Origin of the sequence: Brevundimonas sp., assembly GCF_046295595.1 — a bacterium.
Taxonomy (GTDB): Bacteria; Pseudomonadota; Alphaproteobacteria; order Caulobacterales; family Caulobacteraceae; genus Brevundimonas.
In genome coordinates, this window is the sequence record NZ_JBKBMX010000018.1 from 50,672 (window position 1) to 72,157 (window position 21,486).

A 21,486-nucleotide genomic window follows, 5' to 3' on the forward strand; every position below is an offset into this window, starting at 1 on the left:
ACCGCATGGCCGGACCCCGCCCGGGCCCGGGAGGCTGGCTGGCCCGGCGCAGCTCGAGCCAACTGGCAGCCGTCATGGGCGTGCTGGCCGCGCTGGCCCTGTCCGGCTCCCTGCTGGTCACCGGCGCCGCCGTGCGCATGGACCAGCGCGAAAAGGCGGCGCTGGCGGCGCTGCACGACTACGGCGCCATGGTCTCGAAACTGGGCTCCGAAGCCAGTCTATCGGCCGAGGCCCTGACCGGGGCCGACGCGGCCTGGCTGTCGGCCTGGCTCAGCGCCTTCCAGAGCGGACCCGCCCGCGAGGCGAGCACGCTCGAAGAGACATGCCGCACCGGCCGCGGCGGGGCCGGGGTGCGCTTCATCCGAGCCCCGGTCGGCAAGCCGGCCGGTCTGGCGGCGCTGGCGTCGGTGCCGGGGCAACGCCTCGGGCGGCTGGGCGAGGACGTGCATGTCGTGCGCCTCGGCCCGGGCGTCCTGTGTCCGTCGCGGGCGGTCGAGGTGGTGGTGGTGCGGCGGCCGTTCGGCGCGCTCGACATCGCCGTCGGTCGGGTCGTCGACCGTTCGGGCGAGGCCTGGGGCTGGGCGGTCGCCGCCGTCGTCGCCACCGGACTGCTGCTTCTGGTCATGGGTCTCGCCGCCGCCGCCATGTCCCGCCGCCGCCTGACCGAAGCGGTCACCGGGGTCAGCCGGGTTCTCGACCGCGCCGCGGTCGGCGACTTCTCCGTGCGCGCGCCCGAGACCGCGGTGGCCCCCGAACTGACAGAACTGACCGGCCATGTGAACCGCACCCTCGACCGGCTCGACGAGCTTCTCAGCTGGCTCAGGGATTCGGCCGATCAGCTGGCGCACGACTTCCGCACGCCGCTTGCCCGCGCCTCCGTCCGCCTCGAGCGGCTTCGCGCGACGGCGGCCACGCCCGAGGCGCACACCCTGATCGACGAGGCCCTGTCCGATCTGGCGCGGATCACCCGCTCGATGAACGAGGCCATGGCCCTGCGCGACGGCGAGGCCTGGGTGTTCGACAGTGTGCGGCTGGACGAACTGGCGGCGCTGGCGGCCGACCTCTACCAGCCGCTCGCCGAGGAACGCGGCGTCTCCATCCGGGTGGAGGGCGAGGCCGTGTCGGTGCTCGGGGTTCACTCCCTGCTGCAGCGGGCGGTGACCAATCTGGTCGACAACGCGGTCAAATTCTCGCCGGACGGCGGCGTGGTGACCCTGACGGTCGGCCGGCGTGACGGCCGGCCCGTCCTGATCGTCGCCGACCAGGGTCCCGGCTTCACCGCGATACAGCCGCGCGGCGGCGCATTGGGTGGTGGACCCGACAGCCACGGCATGGGCCTCGCCTTCGTGCGGGCGATCCTGAAGCGGCATGGCGCCTCAATGACCATCGATGACGGTCGTCCGGGCGCGGTCGTCACGGCCTTCTTCTCGCGCTAGGATCGCACGAGCACAGAGGATTTGTTTATGCGGCGTTCCACCCACCGGGCCCAGGGCCTGTCGATACTGGCGCTGGCCATGGCTGCTCCCCTGCTGGGCGCGACCGGGGCCATGGCCCAGTCGACGCCCCAAGGTCCGATTCCCTACGACGCCCGCCGGGGCGTGTTCAGCTTCGCCGAGGGCCTGGAAGCGGCCCTGCCGGCCGTAGTCCAGGTCACCACCCTCGGCCAGTCGGAAGGCCCCAGCTCGGGCGAGAACGAGCCCCGCGCCTTCTCCAGCGGCTCCGGCGCCATCATCGACGCTCGCGAGGGCATCGTCGTGACGAACAACCACGTGGTCGAGGGCGGGCGGAAATTCACCGTCGACCTGACCGACGGCCGCATCTTCGACGCCGTCCTGGTGGGCGCCGACAAGGCCACCGACCTGGCCGTGCTCAAATTCGACGCCAGCGGCCTGTCCCAGATCGAGGTGGTCGATTCCGACCAGCTGCGAACGGGCGATCTGGCCTTCGCCGTCGGCTATCCGCTGGGCCTCGACCAGACCCTGACCATGGGAGTGATCTCCGGTCTCGGTCGCTCCGGGATGGGCGACCGGATCGAGGACTATATCCAGACCGACGCGGCGGTGAACTCCGGCAACTCCGGCGGCCCGCTGCTCGACAGCCGCGGCCGGCTGATCGGGATCAACACCTCGATCCTGTCCGGCGGCGGCGGCGGCAACGACGGCATCGCCTTCGCCGTGCCCAGCCGCATCCTGATGTATGTGGTCGATCAGCTGCGCACCGCGGGCGAGGTCAAGCGCGGCTCGACCGGAGCCATTCTCGGCTCGCTGAACGCGGAACGATCGCGCGACCTCGGTCTCGGCATCGTGCGCGGCGCGGTGGTCGAAAGCGTCGCCCCCGGCTCGTCCGCCGAGGCGGCCGGCCTCAAGCGCGGCGACATCGTCACCCGTATCCAGAACCGGCCGGTGTCGAACGCCGGCACGGTGGCGGCGACGATCGGCATCGCCCAGCCCGGCGCCGAGGTCCAGGTCGTCTACCTCCGCGATGGTCGCGAAGGCCGGGCGACCCTGACCGTCGAGGCCCCGGGCGACAGGGCGGTCGTGCTGGGCGCCGAGGTCGTGGTCGCGCGCGGCCTGAGCGCCCGGCTCGGGACCGACGGCCTGCTGGTGTTCGCGGTCGAGGGCGGCTCGGTCGCGGCCGGCGCGGGCCTGCAGGCCGGCGACCTGATCCGTCTGGTTGACGACAGCCCCGTGGCCGGGCTGGACGCCCTCGCCGCCGCCCTCGAAGGGACGGGTCAGCGCATTCTGTCGGTGATGCGGGACGACGAGCCGGTCGAGATCACCCTGCCCTGATCGCGGCGCCCGGACGCCGGACAGCAAAACGCCCGCTCGGCCGGAGGGGGGAGGGTGGCGGAGCGGGCGTCTCGCTTGGAGGAAGCATCGACCCGCCGGAGCCCTTGGTGGAATGATCCAGGGGGGCTGGGGGGGCTGTTCAGAATCCGGGACCGCTCCGAACTCCGACAGGCCGATCCATCCGGTGTCGGCCCCCAAGGGGGCGGACGATGGGCGGAACGGCGGCGTTTTCATGGCCCCGACGATTTCTTCGAAGAGTGGCGTTCGGGGCACGGCGGTCGCTGTGCCGCGCCGGTGAAAACTCTGGCGTTTCCGTACGGTCGGCCTACCTTCGACGCATGAGCGACGCCGCCGATTTGCAGCCGCAGTCCGGTCCGGTCTTCTTTGACCGGCGCGAACTGGACCTGATCCTGAGGGTCTATGGTCGGATGGTGGCGGCCGGAGATTGGCGGGACTACGCCATGGTCGGTCATCGCGAAGTGGCCGAGTTCGCTGTCTTCCGCCGATCCGGCGACGCCCCGGCCTACCGCATCGAAAAACGCCCGGCCCTGCGCCTCAAACAAGGGCAGTGGGCGGTCATCGGCGAGGGCGGCGTGGTGCTGCGACGCGGCCGCGAACTGCCCCAGGTCCTGCGCATCTTCGACAGCCGCCGGTTCAGCATCGTCGAATAGAAAAAGGCCCCGGCGTCTCCGCCGGGGCCCTTCTTTTTGGCCTGTCGCCCTTCGGGCTACTTGAGGCCGGGGCGCTCAAGCAGGGCGGACCGCGTCCCGCCCGATAGCCCCCGCTTAACGCCTGCCGCCGAACAGCATCAGCAGAAACTGGAACATGTTGATGAAGTTGATGTACAGGCTCAGCGCGCCGTAGCTGGTGGCCACGCTCATGGCGGTCTGGTTTCCGCCGAGGGCATAGTAGGTCATCTTCAGCCGCTGGGTGTCATAGGCGGTCAGCCCGGCGAAGATCAGGACGCCGGCGACGCTGATGATCATCTGCATCATGCCGCTCTGCAGGAACATGTTCACCACCGAGGCGATGATCAGGCCGATGACGCCCATGATCAGGAAGCTGCCGATGCCGGTCAGGTCCTTCTTGGTCGTGTAGCCGAACAGACTCAGACCGCCGAAGGCCGCGGCCGTGATCAGGAAGGTCTGAACCACCGAAGCGCCGGTATAAATCAGCACCACCGTGCCCATCGAGGCGCCGATCAGGGCGACGATCAACCAGTACAGGCCGCTCGCGCCGCCCGCGCTCGGGTTCTTCATCACGAAGTTGGACCCCAGCAGCACGACCAGCGGCGAGAAGGCCACGATCATGCCCAGCATTGTGTAGCCGGTCAGGCGGGTAACGCCGTCGGGGAACACCTGGGTCGCGAACAGCAGATCGCGCACCGCCGGCACCGAGCCGGTGACATAGGCGAGGACCGCCGACACCAGCAGACCCAGCGCCACCTTGTTGTAGACGCCCAGCATGAAGCTGCGCAGACCCGCGTCCACCGACATGTCGGCTGACTGGGGAAGCGGCCGGGCATAGCCGTTGTTGAAGTCGCTCATCGCGAGTTCGTTCTCCTTGTTCGCCGGGATGATCCCGGCTGTCCGGTCAAATATCGGGGTCGAGTCCCGTTGACGCAAGGAAAACCGGACTTGGGCGGTCGGGTTTCAGCCGCTACGAACGGTCGCATGATCCGCCTGTTCGCCGCCCTGCCGATCCCCGACGACGTCGCCGACACCCTGGAGCGGCGTCAATCCGGCCTGCCGGGGGCCAGATGGCGGGCGCGCGACCAGCTGCACCTCACCCTGGCCTTCTACGGCGAAATCGAGGAGCGCCGGGCCGACGACCTGGCCGCCGAACTCAACCGCGCCGCCGCCGGCGGGCCGTTCGACTTCACCCTGCGCGGCGTCGGCGCCTTTGGCGATTCCCATCGCAGCCACACCCTGTGGGCCGGGGTCGAGGCCAATGAGCGGCTGTCGGTGCTGGCCGGCCGCTGCCGCGCCGCCGGCGAGCGGGCGGGGGTGGTGATGGAGCGGCGCGACTACCGCCCGCATGTGACCCTGGCCTACCTCAAGCCCCAGACCAATCCGAACCGGATCGGGGCCTGGATCGTCGGGCACAATCTGCTGCATTCGCCGCCGATCCGCGCCCGCAGCTTCGGCCTGTGGTCCAGCGTCCTGACCCAGGACGGCAGCCATTATCAGCTCGAGCAGGAGTATCCGCTGTGACCGGACCGGTGATCGAGACCGCCCGCCTGACGCTGCGCCCGCAGACGATGGAGGATTTCCCGCGCTGGGCGGAGATGATGGCCGATCCGGAGGCGTCGAAATTCCTCGGCGGGCCGCAGCCGGCCGAGGCCGCCTGGCGCGGCTTCATGACCATGGCGGGAGCCTGGTCCCTGACCGGCGTGGCCATGTTCTCCCTGATCGAGCGCGACACGGGTCTGTGGCTGGGCCGGATCGGGCCGTGGACGCCGCTGGGATGGCCGGGGACCGAGGTCGGCTGGGGCCTGCATCCCGACGCCCAGGGCAAGGGCTATGGCGTCGAGGCGGCCACCGCCACGATCGACTACGCCTTCGACACGCTCGGCTGGACCGACGTCATCCACTGCATCGACCCGGACAATACGCCGTCGCAACGGCTCGCCGAACGCTTGGGCTCGCGCAACCTCGGTCCGACGCAACTGCCGCCGCCATTCGACGGCGTGCCGGTCGACCGCTGGGGCCAGAGCCGGGTCCAGTGGCGCGCCCGACCGCGCACCTGAGCCCGAAACACGCGCTCGCGCGTTGGACGCCTGAGCTTTGACCCGTCGCCGCCATCGGCTAGGCAGGAAGCGACTCATACGAGGGATGAACGGATGCGCGTACTGGTTCTTGGCGGCGATGGATTCTGCGGCTGGCCGACGGCCCTGCACCTGTCGGCGAGAGGCTGGGACGTGCTGGTCGTCGACAATCTGAGTCGGCGCAATATCGACAACGAGCTGGAGGTCCAGTCCCTCACCCCGATCAGGACCATGGGCGAGCGCATCGCCGCCTGGAACGAGGTCTCGGGCAAGACGATCGAGTTCGTCAACATGACGGTCGGCAAGGAATTCGACCGCCTCGTCGCCTTGCTCAAGGACTGGAAGCCGGACAGCGTTGTCCACTTCGCCGAACAACGGGCAGCGCCCTATTCGATGAAGTCGGCGCGGCACAAGCTGTACACGGTCGATAACAACCTCAATGCAACCAATCACTTGCTCGCCGCGATCGTCGAGAGCGGGCTGGATGTGCATCTCGCCCACCTCGGGACCATGGGCGTCTATGGCTACACCACCGCCGGCCTGCGCATTCCCGAGGGCTATCTGAAGGTCACGGTCGACACCGACTTCGGCCCGGCCGAGCAGGAGATCCTGTTCCCGCCCAACCCGGGCTCGATCTATCACATGACCAAGACCCAGGACGCCCTGCTGTTCCAGTTCTACGCCAAGAACGACGGCGTCCGGATCACCGACCTGCACCAGGGCATCGTCTGGGGAGCCCAGACCGAAGAAACCCGCCAGGACGAGCGTCTGATCAACCGCTTCGACTATGACGGCGACTACGGCACGGTGCTGAACCGCTTCCTGATGCAGGCGGCGGTCGGCTATCCGCTGACCGTGCACGGCACGGGCGGCCAGACGCGGGCCTTCATCCACATTCAGGATACGGTGCGCTGCGTCGAACTGGCGCTGAAAAACCCGCCGAAGACGGGCGAACGGGTCAAGATCCTCAACCAGATGACCGAGAGCCGCCGGGTCCGCGACCTCGCCGCCCTGATCGCCGGCATGACCGGCGCGGAGGTGCACAACGTCCCCAACCCGCGTCAGGAAGCCGACGAGAACGAACTGGTGGTCGCCAACGATCAGTTCCGCGAACTGGGCCTCAAGCCGATCACCCTCGCCGAGGGGCTGATGCAGGACGTCACGGAAATCGCCCGCCGCTACGCCCATCGCGCCGACCTGACCAAGGTGCCGTGCGTCTCGACGTGGAACAGCAAGCGGGCCGCGGCGGTCAAGGCCGAACCGGTCACCGTCGCCCCGGTCGGCCCCGCCCACGCCCGCTCGGCCTGAGTTCGCCATGCCGGTCGATGCGACGCCCGCCGCCCTGCTGGTCTTCGGCGGCGGCTGGCTGGGACAGGCGGCGGCGCGGGAAACGGTGCGCCGCCGCGGCGCCGCCGACCTGACCAGCCGCGATCCTGACACCCGCCGGAGTTTGCTGGCCGAGGGCTTCAACGCCCTCGATCCGGCCGATGACGACGCCCTCGACGCCTCCGTCCTCGAGACGCCGGCCATTCTGATCACCGCGCCGCCCGAAGCCGACGGCTGCCCCGGTCTGAAGCGTCTGATCCCCGCCATCACGCGCACCGGCGCTTGGCCGGGCTGGATCGGCTATGTCTCCTCGACGGCGGTGTACGGCGACCGGGCTGGCGGCTGGGCCTTCGAGGACGACCCGCTCAACGCCGCCTCTCTGGAGGGCGCACGCCGGGTCCGGGCCGAACGCGACTGGCTGGACGCGGGTCAGGGCATGGGTCTGACGGTGCAGATCTTCCGCCTGCCGGCCCTGTATGGCCCCGGCCGCTCGCCGTTGGACAAGCTGCGCGAGGGCACCGCCCGGATCGTCCGCAAACCCGGTCAGGTATTCAACCGCATCCATGTCGAGGACGCCGTCGCCGGTCTGTTCGCCTCCATGGCCCGGCCCCGCCCCGGCGCCGCCTACACCCTGTGCGACGACGAACCGACGCCCGCGGACGTGGTCATGGAGGGGGCGGCGAAACGTCTGGGCGTGCCGCGGCCGCCCGAGGTCGATCTCGACGACCCGTCGGTGTCCGAGGCGATGCGCCGCTTCTATCGCGACTCCAAACGCCTTTCGAATGCTCGCGCCAAGGCCGAACTGGGCTGGCGGCCGACCTATCCGACGTGGCGCGAGGGGTTGGAGGCCATGCTCGCCGACGGCGGGACATAGGCGACAATCACCCGGGACAATTCGGGCGGGACATGCGCGACATCGCCGCCCGGGACAGGGGCGATAGCCGGGACAAGGGTGACATCGGAGCTGAAAGGGGTGGTTAGTGGCTAGTGGCTAGTGGCTGGCCGACGCCTGTGCGACGGCGCGGTCCGCACCGCCCTTCCGCCGGCAGCCGAAGCTGCGCACTAATCACTAATCACTAGCCACTAGCCACTAGCCACCAGCCACTCGTCGCCTCAGAACGGCAGCAGATTGCGCTGGCGGCTGTAGGCCATGGTGCCGACATTGGCGCCGAGTCGCAGGCCGACTCCGGTGCGGATCGGGGCCAGGACGATGCCGTCGGCGCGCTGGTAGTTCACGCCCACGCCGCCGACCAGATAGGCCGAGCCCTCCACGCCGGGGTAGCGGCGGTAGATCATGTCGGGGTGATAGAGGCCGTAGACCAGGGTGAAGACCCGGCTGGCGTTGCCGCCAACGTCCCAGCCGATCGAAATGCCCTGCCAGAACACCTCCTGCGAGGCCGACAGGTCCTTCATGTGCAGGGCCCCGCGGCCGTAGCGCAGGCCGACGCCGGCCGCGCCCGAGCCCTCCTCGCCGGCGATATAGGCGGTCGGGCGGTCGCCCTGGTCGGCGAAGATGCGTTCGATGGCGGCGCCGATGGCTTCGGCGGCGATGCCCAGCTCGCGCGAACCGGCGGCGATCAATTCGTCCGCGCTATAGGCCTGCGCCTCCTGGTCCGAGCGGATCGGATAGTTGGGATCGGCCGCCGGCGCGGTGGCGCAGGCGGACAGGCCCGAGGCGCCGGCGGTGGCGGCGAGACCGGAAAGGATCAGCTGGCGACGATGCATGGCTTTGGCTCCGAAGGCGGGGACGGCTCGCCCGACTCGCGCGGGCGCTGGATCACACCGTCACCGGCGTTTGCGTCAGCCTTGCGGCGGCAAGGTTAACGCGGGATTGCCATCCCCGTCGGGGTGTGGCGCGACGCCCGGGCGGTCGATCAGTCCATCGCTGTTGCGCTGTCCGACATTACTTGCATCGGGAGACGAATGTTCAGGTAAAACAGACAACCGCTGAAAGTCGTTCGCAACTGGATGGGAGGTTACAGCCACGCTTGCCCTGTAGACTGGTCGCCTGGTCACCACACAGAGCATATTCTGCAAAAACTTAACCCATCCGGGGTATAGTCAGACCTCAAGCAGGGTTTTGTTCGAGTATGATTACGCTACCGACGACCGAGCACGAAGCCGTAAGGCTGGATATGGTCCGTTCGTTCGGCCTGGTGGACCAGCCCCGGGCGCCTCAGCACAACGAGATCGCCGCCCTGGCCGGCGACCTGGCCGGGACCCGCTGGGCCCTGGTCAGCCTGGTCGAGGCTGAACGCAACTGGTATTCGGGCGGGCGCGACTACGCCCCGGCCGACGGATGTCGCTGGTCGTCCTTCTGCACCCATGTCATCGCCGAGCCCGATCGCGTCATGTGGGTCGCCGATGCCCGGGAGGATTTTCGCTTCGCCCGGAATCCGCACGTCGTCGGGGCGCCGAACCTTCGCTTCTACGCCGGCGCGCCCGTGCTGGTGAACGACCACGCCGTCGGCGTGGTCTGCGTGTTCGACACGGAGCCGAAGGCCTTCGACCCCTCGCTGGCCTCGTCCCTCTCGCGCCTCGCCTTCGTCGTCGCCGAAGACCTCGCCGCGCGTCACCGGGCCCGGTCATGGTACGCGGCCCTGCTGGCCTCGGCGGACGCCCTGATCGAATGCGACGATCAGGGAACGATCACGGACTGGTCCGAAGGCGCCGAACAGCTGTTCGGCTATTCGGGGGCGGAGGCGCTGGGCGGGAACGTCGACATGATCGTCCCCGGCGACCTGAAGGCTCGGCACCGGCGCGGCCTCGAACAATGGCGTCACAGCGGCGGGGCCCGCGTCGAGCGCAGGATCGAACTGGTGGCCTGCCGCAAGGACCAGAGCCGCGTCGACATCGAACTGTGGATGTCGGTCGCCCATGAGCAGGGCGTTCCCCACATCCACGCCCACATCCGCGACATTTCGGAGCGCAAGGCGCAGGCGGCGGCCCTGCGCCGGGCGACCGCCGAGGCCGAGGCCGCCAATGAGGCGAAAACCGTCTTCCTGACCAATATGAGCCACGAGCTGCGCACGCCGCTGAACGGCGTGATCGGCGTCGCCGACCTTCTCGCGGGGACCGAGCAGTCCGCCCACCAGCGCGAACTGACCGACCTGATCCGCGCCTCATCCGATCAGCTGGGACGGCTGATCGGCGACATTCTTGACCTTGCCCGCATCGAGGCCGGCGAACTGGTCCTGAGCGATGCCCCCATGGTCCTGGCGGATATCGTCGAGGCGGTCCTGAGCCTTTCGGACCTGGCGGCGCAGGAAAAGGGCCTGGCCCTGTTCGCGGAACTGGCCCCTGACGTCGCCGTCGAGGTCATGGGCGACCCGCTGCGTCTGAAACAGGTTCTGACCAATCTGGTCTCCAACGCCGTCAAATTCACCGATCGCGGCTCGGTCTCCCTGCATGTCAGCCGGGACGGCGACCGGCACAGGTTCGAGGTGCGCGACACCGGTCCCGGGTTCGACAATGAGCAGCGCGCCGTCATTTTCGGGCGTTTTCAGCAGGCGGACGGCACCATCACCCGTCGTTTCGGCGGATCGGGCCTCGGCCTCTCCATCTCGCGCGAGCTCGCCGTCGCCATGGGCGGGGACCTGGACTGCCGTGGCGAACCCGGCAAGGGGGCGACCTTCTGGTTCACCCTGCCGTTGCGGGACGTGTCCGGCGAATCCGCGACCGCCACGGGGCCGGAGGCGCCGCCGCCGCCCAGCCTTGGCCGCGTCCTGGTGGTCGATGACAACGCCACCAACCGCCGCGTCGCCGAGCTGATCCTGCAAACCATCGGCGTCGAGGTCGACTGCGCCGAGGAGGGGCAGCAGGCCCTCGAGGCGTTCCTGGCCAACCGGTATGACGCTATCCTGATGGACATGATGATGCCGGTCATGGACGGCATGGCGGCGACCCGAGCGATCCGCGATCTCGAAAGCGAGCGCGGACTGGCCCGCACCCCGATCATCATGCTGACCGCCAACACCCTGCCGCAGCATGTCGAGGCCAGTCTGCAGGCGGGCGCGGACCTGCATCTGCCCAAGCCGATGAGCGCGCCGGCCCTGTTCGAGGCCCTGGCCGAGGTACAGCCGGCGGCGGAGACGGCGATGCCGTTGGTCATGGCTTACGCAGGCTAGCCGGCCGTCGCGCGCTCCTCGAGGGGGCGTGGCGGGCCTGTCGCTTGACTCATACATAATCCGGTGGTTATAGCTCAATGCATAGCTCACCGGTTATCCGTTTGATGTCCGACACTCATGAAATCCTGTTCCGAACGCTCGCCGATCCGACCCGGCGGGGGATCTTCGAACAGCTGTGTCGTGAGGGCGAGCAGACGGTCGGGGCGCTGACCGTCCAGGCCGGTGTCTCCCAGCCGGCGGTGTCCAAACATCTCGGCGTGCTGAAACAGGCGGGTCTGGTGCGCGACCGCCCCGAAGGCCGCCTGACCCACTACAGCGCCCTGCCCGGCGCCCTGACCCCGCTGACCGACTGGACCCGGCAGATGGCCGGATTCTGGGAAGCGAAACTCGACGACCTCGAGGACCTGATGAAGAGGATGGATCAATGACCGAAGCCGCGACCCAGACCCGTTCGGTCGTCGTCGAGCGGGAGTTTCCCTACCCGCCGGACCGGCTGTGGCGGGCCCTGACCCAGCCGCATCTGATCGAGGCCTGGCTGATGAAGAACGACTTCAGCCCCGAGGTCGGCCACCGCTTCCACCTCAGCGGCGACTGGGGCGGGGTGCTGGACTGCGAGGTCCTCGCCGTCGAGCCCGACCGGACGCTCAGCTACACATGGAACTACGTCCACGACGACCCGGCCTATGCACTTGAAAGCGTGGTCACCTTCACCCTGACCCCGACCGGAATGGGCACGCATCTGCGCATGGAACAGGCCGGCTTCCGGCCCGACCAGCGGCAGGCTTTCGGCGGCGCCGGCGCCGGATGGCGGACCTTCCTCGAAAAACTGGAGCAGACGCTGGCGCAGGCCGACGCGGCGGCCTGATCGCCGCCCAACCTTGAAGGAGATATCAGAATGAACTGGAGCGCCTTGATCCGACAGGCTCACCGCTGGCTGTCGATCCTCTTCACCGTGGTCGTCGCCGGCATCTTCCTCGCCCTCGGACTGGGCCAGAAGCCGGCGGAATGGATCTATTTCCTGCCGCTGTTTCCGCTGGCCCTGATGACGGCCTCGGGCCTGTACATGTTCGCCCTGCCCCACATCCGGAAACACCGCAACGCCGGGGCGGCGTCATGACGAAGAGCGCGAAGCCGACCCTGCTGTCGGGCGGCAATCCACAGATCGCCAAGGGCTATGGCGACGCCCCGGTCCAGGCCTGGATCGCCGCCGCGCCGGGCTGGAAAAGCGGGGTCGGTCGCCGGATCGACGCCATCGTCGAGCGCACGGTCCCCGGCGTCCGCAAGGCGGTCAAATGGAACTCGCCGCTGTACGGGGCCGAGGACCATGTCTGGTTCCTCAGCCTCCATTGCTTCAACACCTATGTGAAGGTCGCCTTCTTCCGCGGTGCGGCGCTCGAGCCGGTCCCGCCGGTCGGCTCGACGCAGAAGGACGTGCGCTATTTCCACATCCACGAGGACGACGCCTTCGACGAGGCGCGGTTCGCCGACTGGGTGCGGCAGGCCAGCGCCCTGCCCGGTGAACGGATGTAGTCGCGAAGGACTTACGAAATGAACCGCAAGGGCGACCTCCCGGCCCTCGACGCCGGAACCCCACCCTCCGACTGGATCGACGCCCGGATCGCCGGGCTGGACGACTGGCGGGGCCGCACCCTCGCGCGCCTCAGGGCCCTGATCCATGAGGCCGATCCCGAGGTGGTCGAGGAGGTGAAATGGGGCGGCACGCCGGTCTGGTCGCACGCCGGGATCATCACCACGGGAGAGACTTACAAGGCCGTGGTGAAACTCACCTTCGCCAAAGGCGCCTCGCTCGAGGACGCGACCGGTCTGTTCAATTCCAGCCTCGAGGGTTCGACCCGGCGCGCCATCGATATCCGCGAGGGCGAGGTCATCGACGAGGCGGCGTTCAAGGCGCTGATCCGCGCCGCCGTCGCCGTGAACCTCTCTCCGGCGCCCGCCCGGTCACGGACGCCGACCGGCGGCTGAACGGCGTCAGCCGCGCAGCACGCCGCCGACCTTGTCCGCCGCCGCCACGACCTTCGCCGACAGGGCCTCGATCTCGGCCTCGGTCAGGGTCGCCTCGCGCGGCTGGATGACGACTTCCAGCGCCACCGACTTCATGCCCTCGACGACGCCGGCGCCGCGATAGATGTCGAACACCCGCACCTCGACGATCAGCGCCTTGTCGGCCCCGGCCACGGCGCGGACGAGGTCGCCGGTCGGCTTGCCCTCTTCCATGACGAAGGCGAAGTCGCGGGTCAGGGGCTGAAGCGGCGCCAGGGCGGCGGGGCCGCGCGTCTTGGTGGCCTTGCCGCGCGGCTCGGGCACGGCGTCGAGCACGATCTCGAAGGCCAACATCGGCGCGTCGGCGTCCAGCGCCTTGAGCACGCGCGGGTGCAAGGCGCCGAACTCGACCATGACATTCTTCGGACCCAGTTGCAGCCGGGCCGAGCGGCCAGGATGCCACCAGTCGCGGTTCTGGCCCTGGACCAGCTGCAGCGAGGCCGTCGGCGCGCCCAGCTCGTCCAGCAAGGCCAGCAGATCGCCCTTCATCGCGAACAGGGCGTCCTCCGGGGGCGCGCCCCAATGCCGGGCGGAGCGCGGCGCCACGAGGCCAGCGATGACCGTGCGCTGGCCGGTCGGGCTGTCGTCCAGATAGATCGGGCCGATCTCGAACAGGGCGGCGTCCGGATGGCCACGGGCGGCGTTGCGGGCGGCGGCCTGGATCAGATTGGGAAGGGCCGAGGGCCGCATGCAGTCGAGGTCGGCGGCGATCGGATTCTCGACCCGCAGGGCGTCGTCGCCGCCGCCGAACAGGGCCGCCGTCGACTGTTTGGTGAAGGACCAGGTGACGGCCTCGGCATAGCCCATGGCGGCGAGCGCCCGCCGCGCCGCACGCACCCGCGCCTGACGCGGGTTCAGCACCCCCTTCGACGGCGCCCCGAGGTCCGGCAGGGGCGTCGACGGCAGGGCGTCATAGCCCTCGATGCGGGCGACCTCCTCGACCAGATCGGCCGGACCCTCGACGTCGCGCCGCCACGAAGGCGGGGTCACGCTCCAGGGGGAGCCGCGCGCGACCTCGAAGCCGAGCCGGGTCAGGATTTCGGCGATGCGGTCGTCGTCCAGCGACAGCCCGGTCAGGGCCCCGACGCGGGCCGGGTCGAAGGCGAAGGCCGACGGATTCGCCGGGGGCTGTCCCGCCAGCACGATGTCCGACGGCTCACCGCCGCACAGGTCGAGGATCAGCCGCGTCGCCAGCTCCAGCCCCGGAACCGCCGAGGCCGGATCGACGCCACGGGCGAAGCGGTACTGGGCGTCGGAGTTCAGGCTCAGGGTCCGGCCGGTCTGGGCCGTGACCAGCGGGTCAAACCAGGCGCATTCGAGGAAGACGTCCGTGGTCGCGTCGGAACAGCCGGTCGACTCGCCGCCCATGACGCCGCCGAGGCCGATCGGGCGCTCGCCGCCGGCGTCGGCGATGACGCACATATTGGCGTCCACGGCGTAGGTCTTGCCGTCGAGGGCGATCAGATGTTCGTGCGTCCCGGCGGCGATGCCCTCGGCGCCTTCGGACTGCTGACCGCCGCGCACGACGATCTCGGCGCCAACCAGCTTGGCCATGTCGTAGACGTGCAGCGGCCGGCAGCGGTCGTAGGCGATCAGATTGGTGACATCGACCAGCCGGTTGATCGAGCGCAGGCCGATGGCTGTCAGCCGCCGTTGCAGCCAGTCGGGTGAGGGGCCGTTCTTCACGCCCCGGATCAGGCGGCCGGCGAACACCGGACACATCTCCGGCGCTTCAATGCGCACGCTGATGGGCGACGCGAAGGCTCCCGGCACGGGAACGATCGACGGCGTCCGCAGCTGGCCGAGGCTGGCCGCCGCCAGATCGCGGGCGATGCCGGCCACGCCCAGCCAGTCGGGGCGGTTGGGTGTAACCTCGAAATCGATCACCGGCTCGGCCCCGAACACCCCGGCCGCCGGGGTTCCGACGGCCAGATCGTCGGCCAGCTCCAGAATGCCGTCGCTCTCGTCCGAAAGCTCCAGCTCTGACGCGGAACACAGCATGCCGTTCGAGACCACGCCCCGCACCGGCTTCTCGACGAGGGTGACGCCCAGCCCCGGCACCCAGGCGCCGATGGGGGCGTAGATGGTGGTCAGGCCGGCGCGGGCGTTCGGCGCGCCGCAGACGATTTCCTTCATCCCGTCGACGGTGTCGACCTGACAGACCTGCAGCCGGTCGGCGTTGGGATGGCGTTCGGCCGAGACGATGCGGGCGACCGTGAACGGCGCCAGGGCCGCGATCGGATCGTGCACCGCCTCGACTTCCAGCCCCGCCATGGTCATGGCCTCGGCCACGGCCGCCGCGTCGGCGTCCGTCTCGAGATGGTCCCTCAGCCAGGAGAGCGTGAATTTCACGCCTGCGCTCCGCCGGCCGCCAGATGCCCGACGAACTGTTCGATCATGGCCTCATTGCCGGCGAAGCCGACGCCCAAAAACACGCAGGACTCGAATTGACATCCGGCCGCCGACAGGCCGCCGATGATCATCGGACCGACCGCCTTCAGGAACAGGTTGCGTCTATCGCCCGCAGCTTCGCCGAGGTTGCAGCTCTCGAAGGTTGTGGTGGAGTTCGGCACCAGCACGGCCGGTCCCTGGATCACGCAATTGCGGAAGGTCAGCCCCTCGATCCGAGGCCGGTCGGTGGTCCGCCGCGCCTCGACAAGGGCGGAAAGCGGGATCAGCACACCGTCGAAGACCGTCGGCGTGACCAGGTCTTCCGGCGTCGGATTCACGCGGGTGGGGGTCTGGGTCATGGGGCGTCCTTAGCTCAGGCCGGTTGCAGGGTTGGGCGCCGCGAAGGCGGAGAAGCCGTAGTGGGCGAGCCACCGGGTATCGGCCTCGAACATCGGGCGCAGATCGGGGATGCCGTATTTCAGCATCGCCAGACGGTCGACGCCCATGCCGAAGGCGAAGCCCTGGTATTCGTCGGGATCGATGCCGCAGTTCCGCAGCACGTTCGGATGGACCATGCCGCAGCCGAGGATCTCCATCCAGCTGTCGCCCTGGTTCAGCTTCAGCTCGCCGCCCGAGCGGTCACAGCGGATGTCCATCTCGGCCGACGGCTCGGTGAAGGGGAAATGGTGCGGCCGGAAGCGCGCATCGACGTCGTCCACCTCGAAGAAACGGGCGACGAAGGTCTCCAGCGTCCACTTCAGGTGGCCCATATGGATGCCCTTGTCGATCACCAGACCCTCGACCTGGTGGAACATCGGCGTGTGAGTGGCGTCGCTGTCCTTCCGGAAGGTCCGGCCCGGGGCGATGATCCGGATCGGCGGCGTCTGGGTCATCATGGTGCGCACCTGCACCGGGCTGGTGTGGGTGCGCAGCACCTTGCGCTCGCCCGTCTCGGGATCGGGCCGCAGGAAGAAGGTGTCGTGCATCTCCCGCGCCGGGTGTTTGGGCGGGAAGTTCAGGGCGGTGAAATTGTGGAAATCGTCCTCGATGTCCGGGCCTTCGGCGACGGCGAAGCCCATCTCGGCGAACAGGACGACCATCTCGTCCATCACCTGCATGGTCGGATGCACCCCGCCCCTGCGGCGCGGACGCGGCGGCAGGGTCAGGTCGAGATGCTCGGCCTTGAGCCGGACGTCCAGTTCGGCCGCCTCCAGCTCGGCCTTCCTCGCCGCCAGCGCCGCCGACACCCGGTCGCGCAGGCCATTGATCATCGGCCCCCGCTCGCGCCGCTCGTCGGGGCTCATCGCCCCCATGCCCTTGAGCAGGCCCGAGATCGAGCCCGACTTGCCGAGGGCCGCGACGCGCAGCGCCTCGACCGCGGCCGCGGTCTCCGCGCCGCCGATGGCGTTGATCAGGTCGAGTTCGAGCTGGTTCAGGTCGGTCATGGTCGCAGTCGTCTAGCGGGCCGGAGCGGTTTCGTCACCCGGTCAGGCGTCGCTTGATCAGTTCACGGCCTCATAGGCCGCGACGATCCACGCCGGCGGATCGGGCTCCCAGCGGATCGGGCGGCCATCGGTGAAGGTCCAGCGGTGCAGCCACGACACGCCGTTGGCCCGCACATAGTCGTCCCCATGGGCGTAGACCGGATCGGCCAGCGCCTCGCCCAGCGTTACGAAGCGATAGCCGCGCGCCAGATACAGGGCGTGGATCTGCGGATACCAATCCCGGTTCAGGCTGTTGGCGTGCAGCAGCAGCACCTGGGCCGGTTCCCGGCCGCCGGTCAACTCGGCGCTGTACGGCTCCCAGTGATCCAGCACCGCCGTCATATGCGCCACATAGGCGTCGCCGATCCGGACCTTCAGCGCCGCGTCGCCGGAGCCCTCGGCCTGGCGATAGACCGCGGCGAACATCCAGTCGTTGTTGTCGATCGTCACCGGCGCGATCGTATAGCCCCGCTCCGCCAGACCGGCGGCGATGGCGGCCTTCTTTTCCGGCGTCTCGCCGGTGAACAGATAGGGGTGGCGGAAGAATACCAGCGGCCGGCCCCTTGCCTCCAGCACCGACCGAGTCACCGGCGCGCCGTCGTCGACGTCGGCCAGATACGCCCCGACCGTGTTCCGGTGGATGTTGATGTGGCTGAAGGTGTGGTTGCCCATGTCCAGCCCGGCTTCGAGCCAGACGTTCAGTAGCGCCGGCAGCAACTCCGCCCGTTGCGCCTCGCACACCTTGCCCTCGTTGACGAAGACCGCCGCCCGCGTGTCCAGCGGCCGCAGCATGGCGACGAAGTCCGCCGTCAGGGCCATGGCCTGGGCCGGATCACACAGCACGGCCTCGGCGGCCTGGTACGGCAGGTCGTCGAAGGTCACGGCGACGGCGCGGTCCTGCGCCCCGGCAGGCGCGGACCAGAGGCACAGGAGGCTCATGGCGAGGACAAGGCGACTGGTCATCCGCCCAGCCTAACCGTTCGGCGCGGAAACGAAAACGCCCGCCCCGGGAGACCGGGGCGGGCGTTTCGAAGCAGGCTTGAGAGCAGCGATCAGGCGACCTTCAGCGCGTCCCGGACCTTGTCGGCGATCGCCTTGAAGGCGCCCTCGTCGGCGGCCATCGCGGCCAGGACCTTGCGATCCAGCTCGATGCCGGCCTCGCCGAGGCCGTGGATGAACTGCGAATAGGTGAAGCCTTCCAGACGCGCGGCGGCGTTGATGCGCTGGATCCACAGGGCGCGGAAGTTGCGCTTCTTGGTGCGGCGGTCGCGGTAGGCGTACTGGCCGGCGCGGTCGACCGCGGCCTTGGCCGTACGGATGGTGTTCTTGCGGCGGCCGTAGAAACCCTTGGCCTGCTTGAGAACCTTCTTGTGCTTGGCGTGGGACGTTACGCCCCGTTTGACGCGAGCCATGTCGCTATCCTTTCAAATTCGATGGGAAAATCAGGTCGTCGATGCGCGCGCCGATCAGGCGTACGGCATGTAGGACTTGATCTTCTTGGCGTCGGCGTCAGCCATGACCGAGGTGCCGCGGTTCTGGCGGATGTATTTGCTGTTGTGGCTGATCAAGCGGTGCCGCTTGCCTGCCACGCCGGCTTTGACCTTGCCAGTCGCCGTGAATTTGAAGCGCTTTTTGGCGCCAGACTTCGTCTTCAGTTTGGGCATTTTCAATCTCATAATGAGTGGGTCGCCGTCCTTCGGGCTGCGAAGCCCTCGGGAATGGTGACCCTGATTAAGAACCGCCCAGGCATGCCTGTTCGCCCGGCGGTTCGGTACGCGAAGGCGCGGCTTCTAGTCGAAAGCCGGGCCGGAGGCAAGGCCGCGATCAGTCCGGCGGATTGTGCTCCAGCAGGAAGGCCATCATTTCCTCCAGCTGCCGGGCCCGGCCCGTGGCGGTGGACAGCCAGTGGTCTTCGTCGGCAAGGGGCACCAGCCTGACGTCCGTCTTGCCCGCGGCCTCGGCGGCGCGAAGCATCAACTCGCTCTGTTCAAACGGCACCACCGTGTCGTTGCGACCGTGGATGAGCAGCAACGGCCCCTGCAGACGGCTGGCCTGCAGCGCTGGCGATCGCGCGGCGAGGGACGGGTCCCGGTAGTCGGTAAACCCCATGAACCGCTGCCAGTAGCGCACCGTCGGGTTCCGCCGGCCGCGCGCGCCCGGCGCTTCCTCACTGCGCACCATGACGGCGAGATCGGACACCCCCGCGGTGGCCACGCCGCAACGGTAGGTCCCCGCGTCCAGGGTCATGCCGGCCATGGCGGCGTAACCGCCGTAGCTGGCGCCGACGATGCAGACGCGCGCCGGGTCGACAAGACCGGCATCGACCAGCGCCTTTACGCCATCGCTGAGGTCGCTCTGCATCTTGCCGCCCCATTCGCCATACCCAGCCTCAAGGAAGCTCTGGCTGATGCCGTCGGAGCCGCGGAAATTCGGCTGGAACACCGCATAGCCGCGCGAAGCCATGGCCTGCGCCTGCCAGTCGAACCCGGCGTAGTCGCGCGCCGCGGGGCCGCCATGCGGGAACATGATCAGAGGCAGGTCACGCGCTTCGCGGCCCGGCGGCAGGGTCAGATAGCCATGCATCTCCAGACCGTCGCCGGCGGTGTAGTTGATCAGGCGGACCGGCGCCATTTGCGCCGCCGTAACCCCGGGAAACTCGCGGCGCACCAGCGACAGGCTGTTGGCCACGCCGTCGTACAGATAGTAGCCGCCCGGCTCGCCCGAGCCCTGCACATGGAAGACGACCTGATCGAAGCTGTCGCTGAACGAGGTGATCGACAGTTGCCGGCCGGGCAGCGCTTCCGAAATAGTGGTCCAGGCTCGCTCCAGCTTGGGCTCGAACAGCTGGTATTTCTGGAAGTCCTCGACATAGCCGAGTCCGACCAGCCGGCCGTCGGGTCCCGACAGGGTGCTGGCGCTGGAGCCGGGCAGGTCGATCTCGACCTCCTCCTGGGTCGTCGTGTCGATCTCCATCAGCCGTTCACGGCCCTCTTCGTCACGGTCGGCGATCAACAGTGTGCCATGGGTGCGCCCGATCCCCATCAGGCCGGGCGTGTCCAGCAGGGCGGTGGTGCTGCGGATGTCCCGCCAGCCCAGCGGACCCGGAACCGACAACCGCCAGCGACCCGACTCGCCGTCATAGGCGGTGCGCGCCATCGATTCGCCGTCGAGGCCGACGAGGTTGAACCGGGTGTCGCTCTGGCCCTTGCCGATGCGCCGTCCGCGGCCGTTGTCGAGGTCCACCACATAAAGATCGCCGGTGTATTCACCGAGATGGGTCGTCAACCCGGTGACGACCAGCGCCGGCTCGCCGCCGCGGACAACCCGGTCGTAGCTCATGAGGAAGTTGTAGACCGGGATGTCGGCGTCGTTCAGGGCCCGGACCAGGCGGTTGGTGCGGATGTTAAGAATGTCGCCGATGGTGAAGACATTGCGACCCCGGAAGCCTCCCGCCTGCTGGTTCGAGGTCGACAGGATCAGCACATGGTCGTTCGACGCCCACATGAGGCCGCGGACCTGGCTGTCGCCTACATTGACCGACGCGAGCACGTCGCCGCCGCGGGACGTGACGAGGACACGGACAACCCCCGCCTCGCGCCGAATGGACGCGATGTTCGCGCCATCGGGCGACAGCTGGACCGACTGCACCGCCGGAAGCTGGGAATAGGCCGACAGCGGCGGCGGAGCCGCCGTCTGCGCCGCGGCGCCGGCGCCCGATACAGCCAGCGCCATCGCCGCCAGCAGCGCGCAAGTCACTTTCAACATCAATCATCCCCCCGAATGCGCTGATCCTAATTGGATACGCGCGCCGGGGGCAACCGCGACCACGTGCACGGTGTGCGGCGGTGGTCAGACAGTGGTCACCCGGCAAGGGCCGGCGGGCGGGGTCGTCAACGAAAAAACGCCCCGACCGTCTCCGGTCGGGGCGTCCATATCCGTCGATTGGGAGCCTACTTCGGCGCGAGGATCATGATCATCTGGCGGCCTTCCATACGCGGCGCGTATTCGACCTTGGCGATCTCGTCGAAATCGGCCTGCACCTTGTTGAGCAGCTTCATGCCCAGTTCCGGGTGCGCCATCTCACGGCCGCGGAAGCGCAGGGTCACCTTGACCTTGTCGCCCTCCTCGAAGAACCGGTGCATGGCCCGCGACTTCACATCGTAGTCGTGCACGTCGATGTTCGGACGGAGCTTGATTTCCTTGAGCTCGACGACCTTCTGACGCTTGCGCGCCTCGGCCTTCTTCTTCTGCTCCTGGAAGCGGAATTTGCCGTAGTCCAGAATCTTGCAGACCGGCGGTTCGGAGGTGGAAACGATCTGAACCAGATCCATGCCGGCCTCTTCGGCGGCCTCCAGCGCGGCGGACGTGGGCATGACGCCCTGCTTCTCGCCGTTCTGATCGATGAGCAGAACGCGCGGCGCGCGGATATCTTGGTTCATGGGCGGCCCGTCCTTGACGGGCGGCTGGTTCATCGGACGGCGAATGGGCGTCGTTTCCTTTAAGTGGACGAAGAAGGCGATCTGACGGGATGGAGCGCGCGA

23 protein-coding genes are annotated in these 21,486 nt (G+C 68.6%); 13 read left to right on the forward strand and 10 right to left on the reverse strand.

What is annotated here, in order from left to right; all coding sequences use genetic code 11:
- The first annotated feature begins 5 nt into the window (after nt 1-5).
- The 3 genes from ACK4JY_RS12010 (at nt 6) to ACK4JY_RS12020 (ending at nt 3,460) form a co-directional block, all read left to right on the forward strand.
- Entirely contained in the window at nt 6-1,436 is a 1,431-nt protein-coding gene (locus tag ACK4JY_RS12010) for a sensor histidine kinase (protein WP_409605996.1), read from the forward strand.
- Nucleotides 1,437-1,463: 27 nt separating this feature from the next.
- Nucleotides 1,464-2,789 (forward strand): trypsin-like peptidase domain-containing protein, encoded by a 1,326-nt coding sequence (locus ACK4JY_RS12015; RefSeq protein WP_409605998.1) that lies wholly within the window; start codon nt 1,464-1,466, stop codon nt 2,787-2,789.
- Nucleotides 2,790-3,127: 338 nt separating this feature from the next.
- A complete protein-coding gene (locus ACK4JY_RS12020; RefSeq protein WP_409606000.1) occupies nt 3,128-3,460 on the forward strand; it encodes a DUF2794 domain-containing protein in 333 nt (110 codons plus the stop codon).
- A 114-nt stretch (nt 3,461-3,574) separates the two neighbouring features.
- Here the strand turns inward: ACK4JY_RS12020 and ACK4JY_RS12025 are convergent, their stop codons facing one another.
- Complete coding sequence (locus ACK4JY_RS12025; protein ID WP_409606002.1) at nt 3,575-4,336, reverse strand: Bax inhibitor-1/YccA family protein; 762 nt, start codon at nt 4,334-4,336, stop codon at nt 3,575-3,577.
- A gap of 126 nt (nt 4,337-4,462) precedes the next feature.
- Between ACK4JY_RS12025 and thpR the strand changes: the two genes are divergently transcribed.
- The 4 genes from thpR (at nt 4,463) to ACK4JY_RS12045 (ending at nt 7,756) form a co-directional block, all read left to right on the forward strand.
- Nucleotides 4,463-5,002 carry an RNA 2',3'-cyclic phosphodiesterase gene (gene thpR, locus ACK4JY_RS12030; RefSeq protein WP_409606004.1) on the forward strand — a complete coding sequence of 180 codons (540 nt, stop codon included), beginning with the start codon at nt 4,463-4,465 and terminating at the stop codon, nt 5,000-5,002.
- Nucleotides 4,999-5,538 (forward strand): GNAT family N-acetyltransferase, encoded by a 540-nt coding sequence (locus ACK4JY_RS12035; RefSeq protein WP_409606006.1) that lies wholly within the window; start codon nt 4,999-5,001, stop codon nt 5,536-5,538. The genes thpR and ACK4JY_RS12035 overlap by 4 nt, the downstream gene beginning before the upstream one ends.
- Before the next feature lie 93 nt (nt 5,539-5,631).
- Nucleotides 5,632-6,864, forward strand: coding sequence for an NAD-dependent epimerase/dehydratase family protein (locus ACK4JY_RS12040; RefSeq protein WP_409606008.1), 1,233 nt, complete (start codon nt 5,632-5,634; stop codon nt 6,862-6,864).
- 7 nt (nt 6,865-6,871) lie between these two features.
- A complete protein-coding gene (locus tag ACK4JY_RS12045; RefSeq protein ID WP_409606010.1) occupies nt 6,872-7,756 on the forward strand; it encodes an SDR family NAD(P)-dependent oxidoreductase in 885 nt (294 codons plus the stop codon).
- A 239-nt stretch (nt 7,757-7,995) separates the two neighbouring features.
- On the opposite strand, the gene ACK4JY_RS12050 is transcribed toward ACK4JY_RS12045, so the two are convergent.
- Entirely contained in the window at nt 7,996-8,607 is a 612-nt protein-coding gene (locus tag ACK4JY_RS12050) for a DUF1134 domain-containing protein (protein ID WP_409606012.1), read from the reverse strand.
- Nucleotides 8,608-8,972: 365 nt separating this feature from the next.
- Here ACK4JY_RS12050 and ACK4JY_RS12055 point away from each other — a divergent pair, with 365 nt between their 5' ends.
- The 6 genes from ACK4JY_RS12055 (at nt 8,973) to ACK4JY_RS12080 (ending at nt 12,992) form a co-directional block, all read left to right on the forward strand.
- Complete coding sequence (locus tag ACK4JY_RS12055) at nt 8,973-11,009, forward strand: ATP-binding protein (RefSeq protein WP_409606014.1); 2,037 nt, start codon at nt 8,973-8,975, stop codon at nt 11,007-11,009.
- 104 nt (nt 11,010-11,113) lie between these two features.
- Nucleotides 11,114-11,437 (forward strand): ArsR/SmtB family transcription factor, encoded by a 324-nt coding sequence (locus ACK4JY_RS12060; RefSeq protein WP_409606016.1) that lies wholly within the window; start codon nt 11,114-11,116, stop codon nt 11,435-11,437.
- Nucleotides 11,434-11,874 (forward strand): SRPBCC domain-containing protein, encoded by a 441-nt coding sequence (locus ACK4JY_RS12065; protein ID WP_409606017.1) that lies wholly within the window; start codon nt 11,434-11,436, stop codon nt 11,872-11,874. The genes ACK4JY_RS12060 and ACK4JY_RS12065 overlap by 4 nt, the downstream gene beginning before the upstream one ends.
- Nucleotides 11,875-11,904: 30 nt before the next feature.
- Complete coding sequence (locus ACK4JY_RS12070; RefSeq protein WP_409606019.1) at nt 11,905-12,126, forward strand: hypothetical protein; 222 nt, start codon at nt 11,905-11,907, stop codon at nt 12,124-12,126.
- Entirely contained in the window at nt 12,123-12,539 is a 417-nt protein-coding gene (locus tag ACK4JY_RS12075) for a DUF1801 domain-containing protein (RefSeq protein ID WP_409606021.1), read from the forward strand. Before ACK4JY_RS12070 ends, ACK4JY_RS12075 begins: the two co-directional genes overlap by 4 nt.
- Before the next feature lie 18 nt (nt 12,540-12,557).
- Complete coding sequence (locus ACK4JY_RS12080) at nt 12,558-12,992, forward strand: DUF1801 domain-containing protein (RefSeq protein ID WP_409606023.1); 435 nt, start codon at nt 12,558-12,560, stop codon at nt 12,990-12,992.
- 6 nt (nt 12,993-12,998) lie between these two features.
- On the opposite strand, the gene pheT is transcribed toward ACK4JY_RS12080, so the two are convergent.
- The 8 genes from pheT to infC form a co-directional block, all read right to left on the reverse strand.
- Nucleotides 12,999-15,422, reverse strand: coding sequence for a phenylalanine--tRNA ligase subunit beta (gene pheT, locus ACK4JY_RS12085; protein ID WP_409606024.1), 2,424 nt, complete (start codon nt 15,420-15,422; stop codon nt 12,999-13,001).
- Entirely contained in the window at nt 15,419-15,820 is a 402-nt protein-coding gene (locus ACK4JY_RS12090) for a hypothetical protein (RefSeq protein ID WP_409606026.1), read from the reverse strand. Before ACK4JY_RS12090 ends, pheT begins: the two co-directional genes overlap by 4 nt.
- Before the next feature lie 9 nt (nt 15,821-15,829).
- Entirely contained in the window at nt 15,830-16,906 is a 1,077-nt protein-coding gene (gene pheS, locus ACK4JY_RS12095) for a phenylalanine--tRNA ligase subunit alpha (protein WP_409606028.1), read from the reverse strand.
- Nucleotides 16,907-16,963: 57 nt separating this feature from the next.
- Nucleotides 16,964-17,908: a polysaccharide deacetylase family protein gene (locus tag ACK4JY_RS12100; protein ID WP_409606030.1), complete on the reverse strand. Its 945-nt coding sequence runs from the start codon at nt 17,906-17,908 to the stop codon at nt 16,964-16,966.
- Between the two features lie 89 nt (nt 17,909-17,997).
- A complete protein-coding gene (gene rplT / locus ACK4JY_RS12105; protein WP_409606032.1) occupies nt 17,998-18,357 on the reverse strand; it encodes a 50S ribosomal protein L20 in 360 nt (119 codons plus the stop codon).
- A gap of 54 nt (nt 18,358-18,411) precedes the next feature.
- The gene (gene rpmI / locus ACK4JY_RS12110; protein ID WP_003166435.1) at nt 18,412-18,609 is read right to left on the reverse strand and encodes a 50S ribosomal protein L35; all 198 of its coding nucleotides are present in this window, start codon (nt 18,607-18,609) and stop codon (nt 18,412-18,414) included.
- A gap of 160 nt (nt 18,610-18,769) precedes the next feature.
- On the reverse strand, nt 18,770-20,710 hold the full coding sequence (locus ACK4JY_RS12115) for an alpha/beta hydrolase family protein (RefSeq protein ID WP_409606036.1): 1,941 nt from the start codon (nt 20,708-20,710) through the stop codon (nt 18,770-18,772).
- A 185-nt stretch (nt 20,711-20,895) separates the two neighbouring features.
- A complete protein-coding gene (infC, locus tag ACK4JY_RS12120; RefSeq protein WP_409606038.1) occupies nt 20,896-21,417 on the reverse strand; it encodes a translation initiation factor IF-3 in 522 nt (173 codons plus the stop codon).
- Nucleotides 21,418-21,486: the final 69 nt, after the last annotated feature.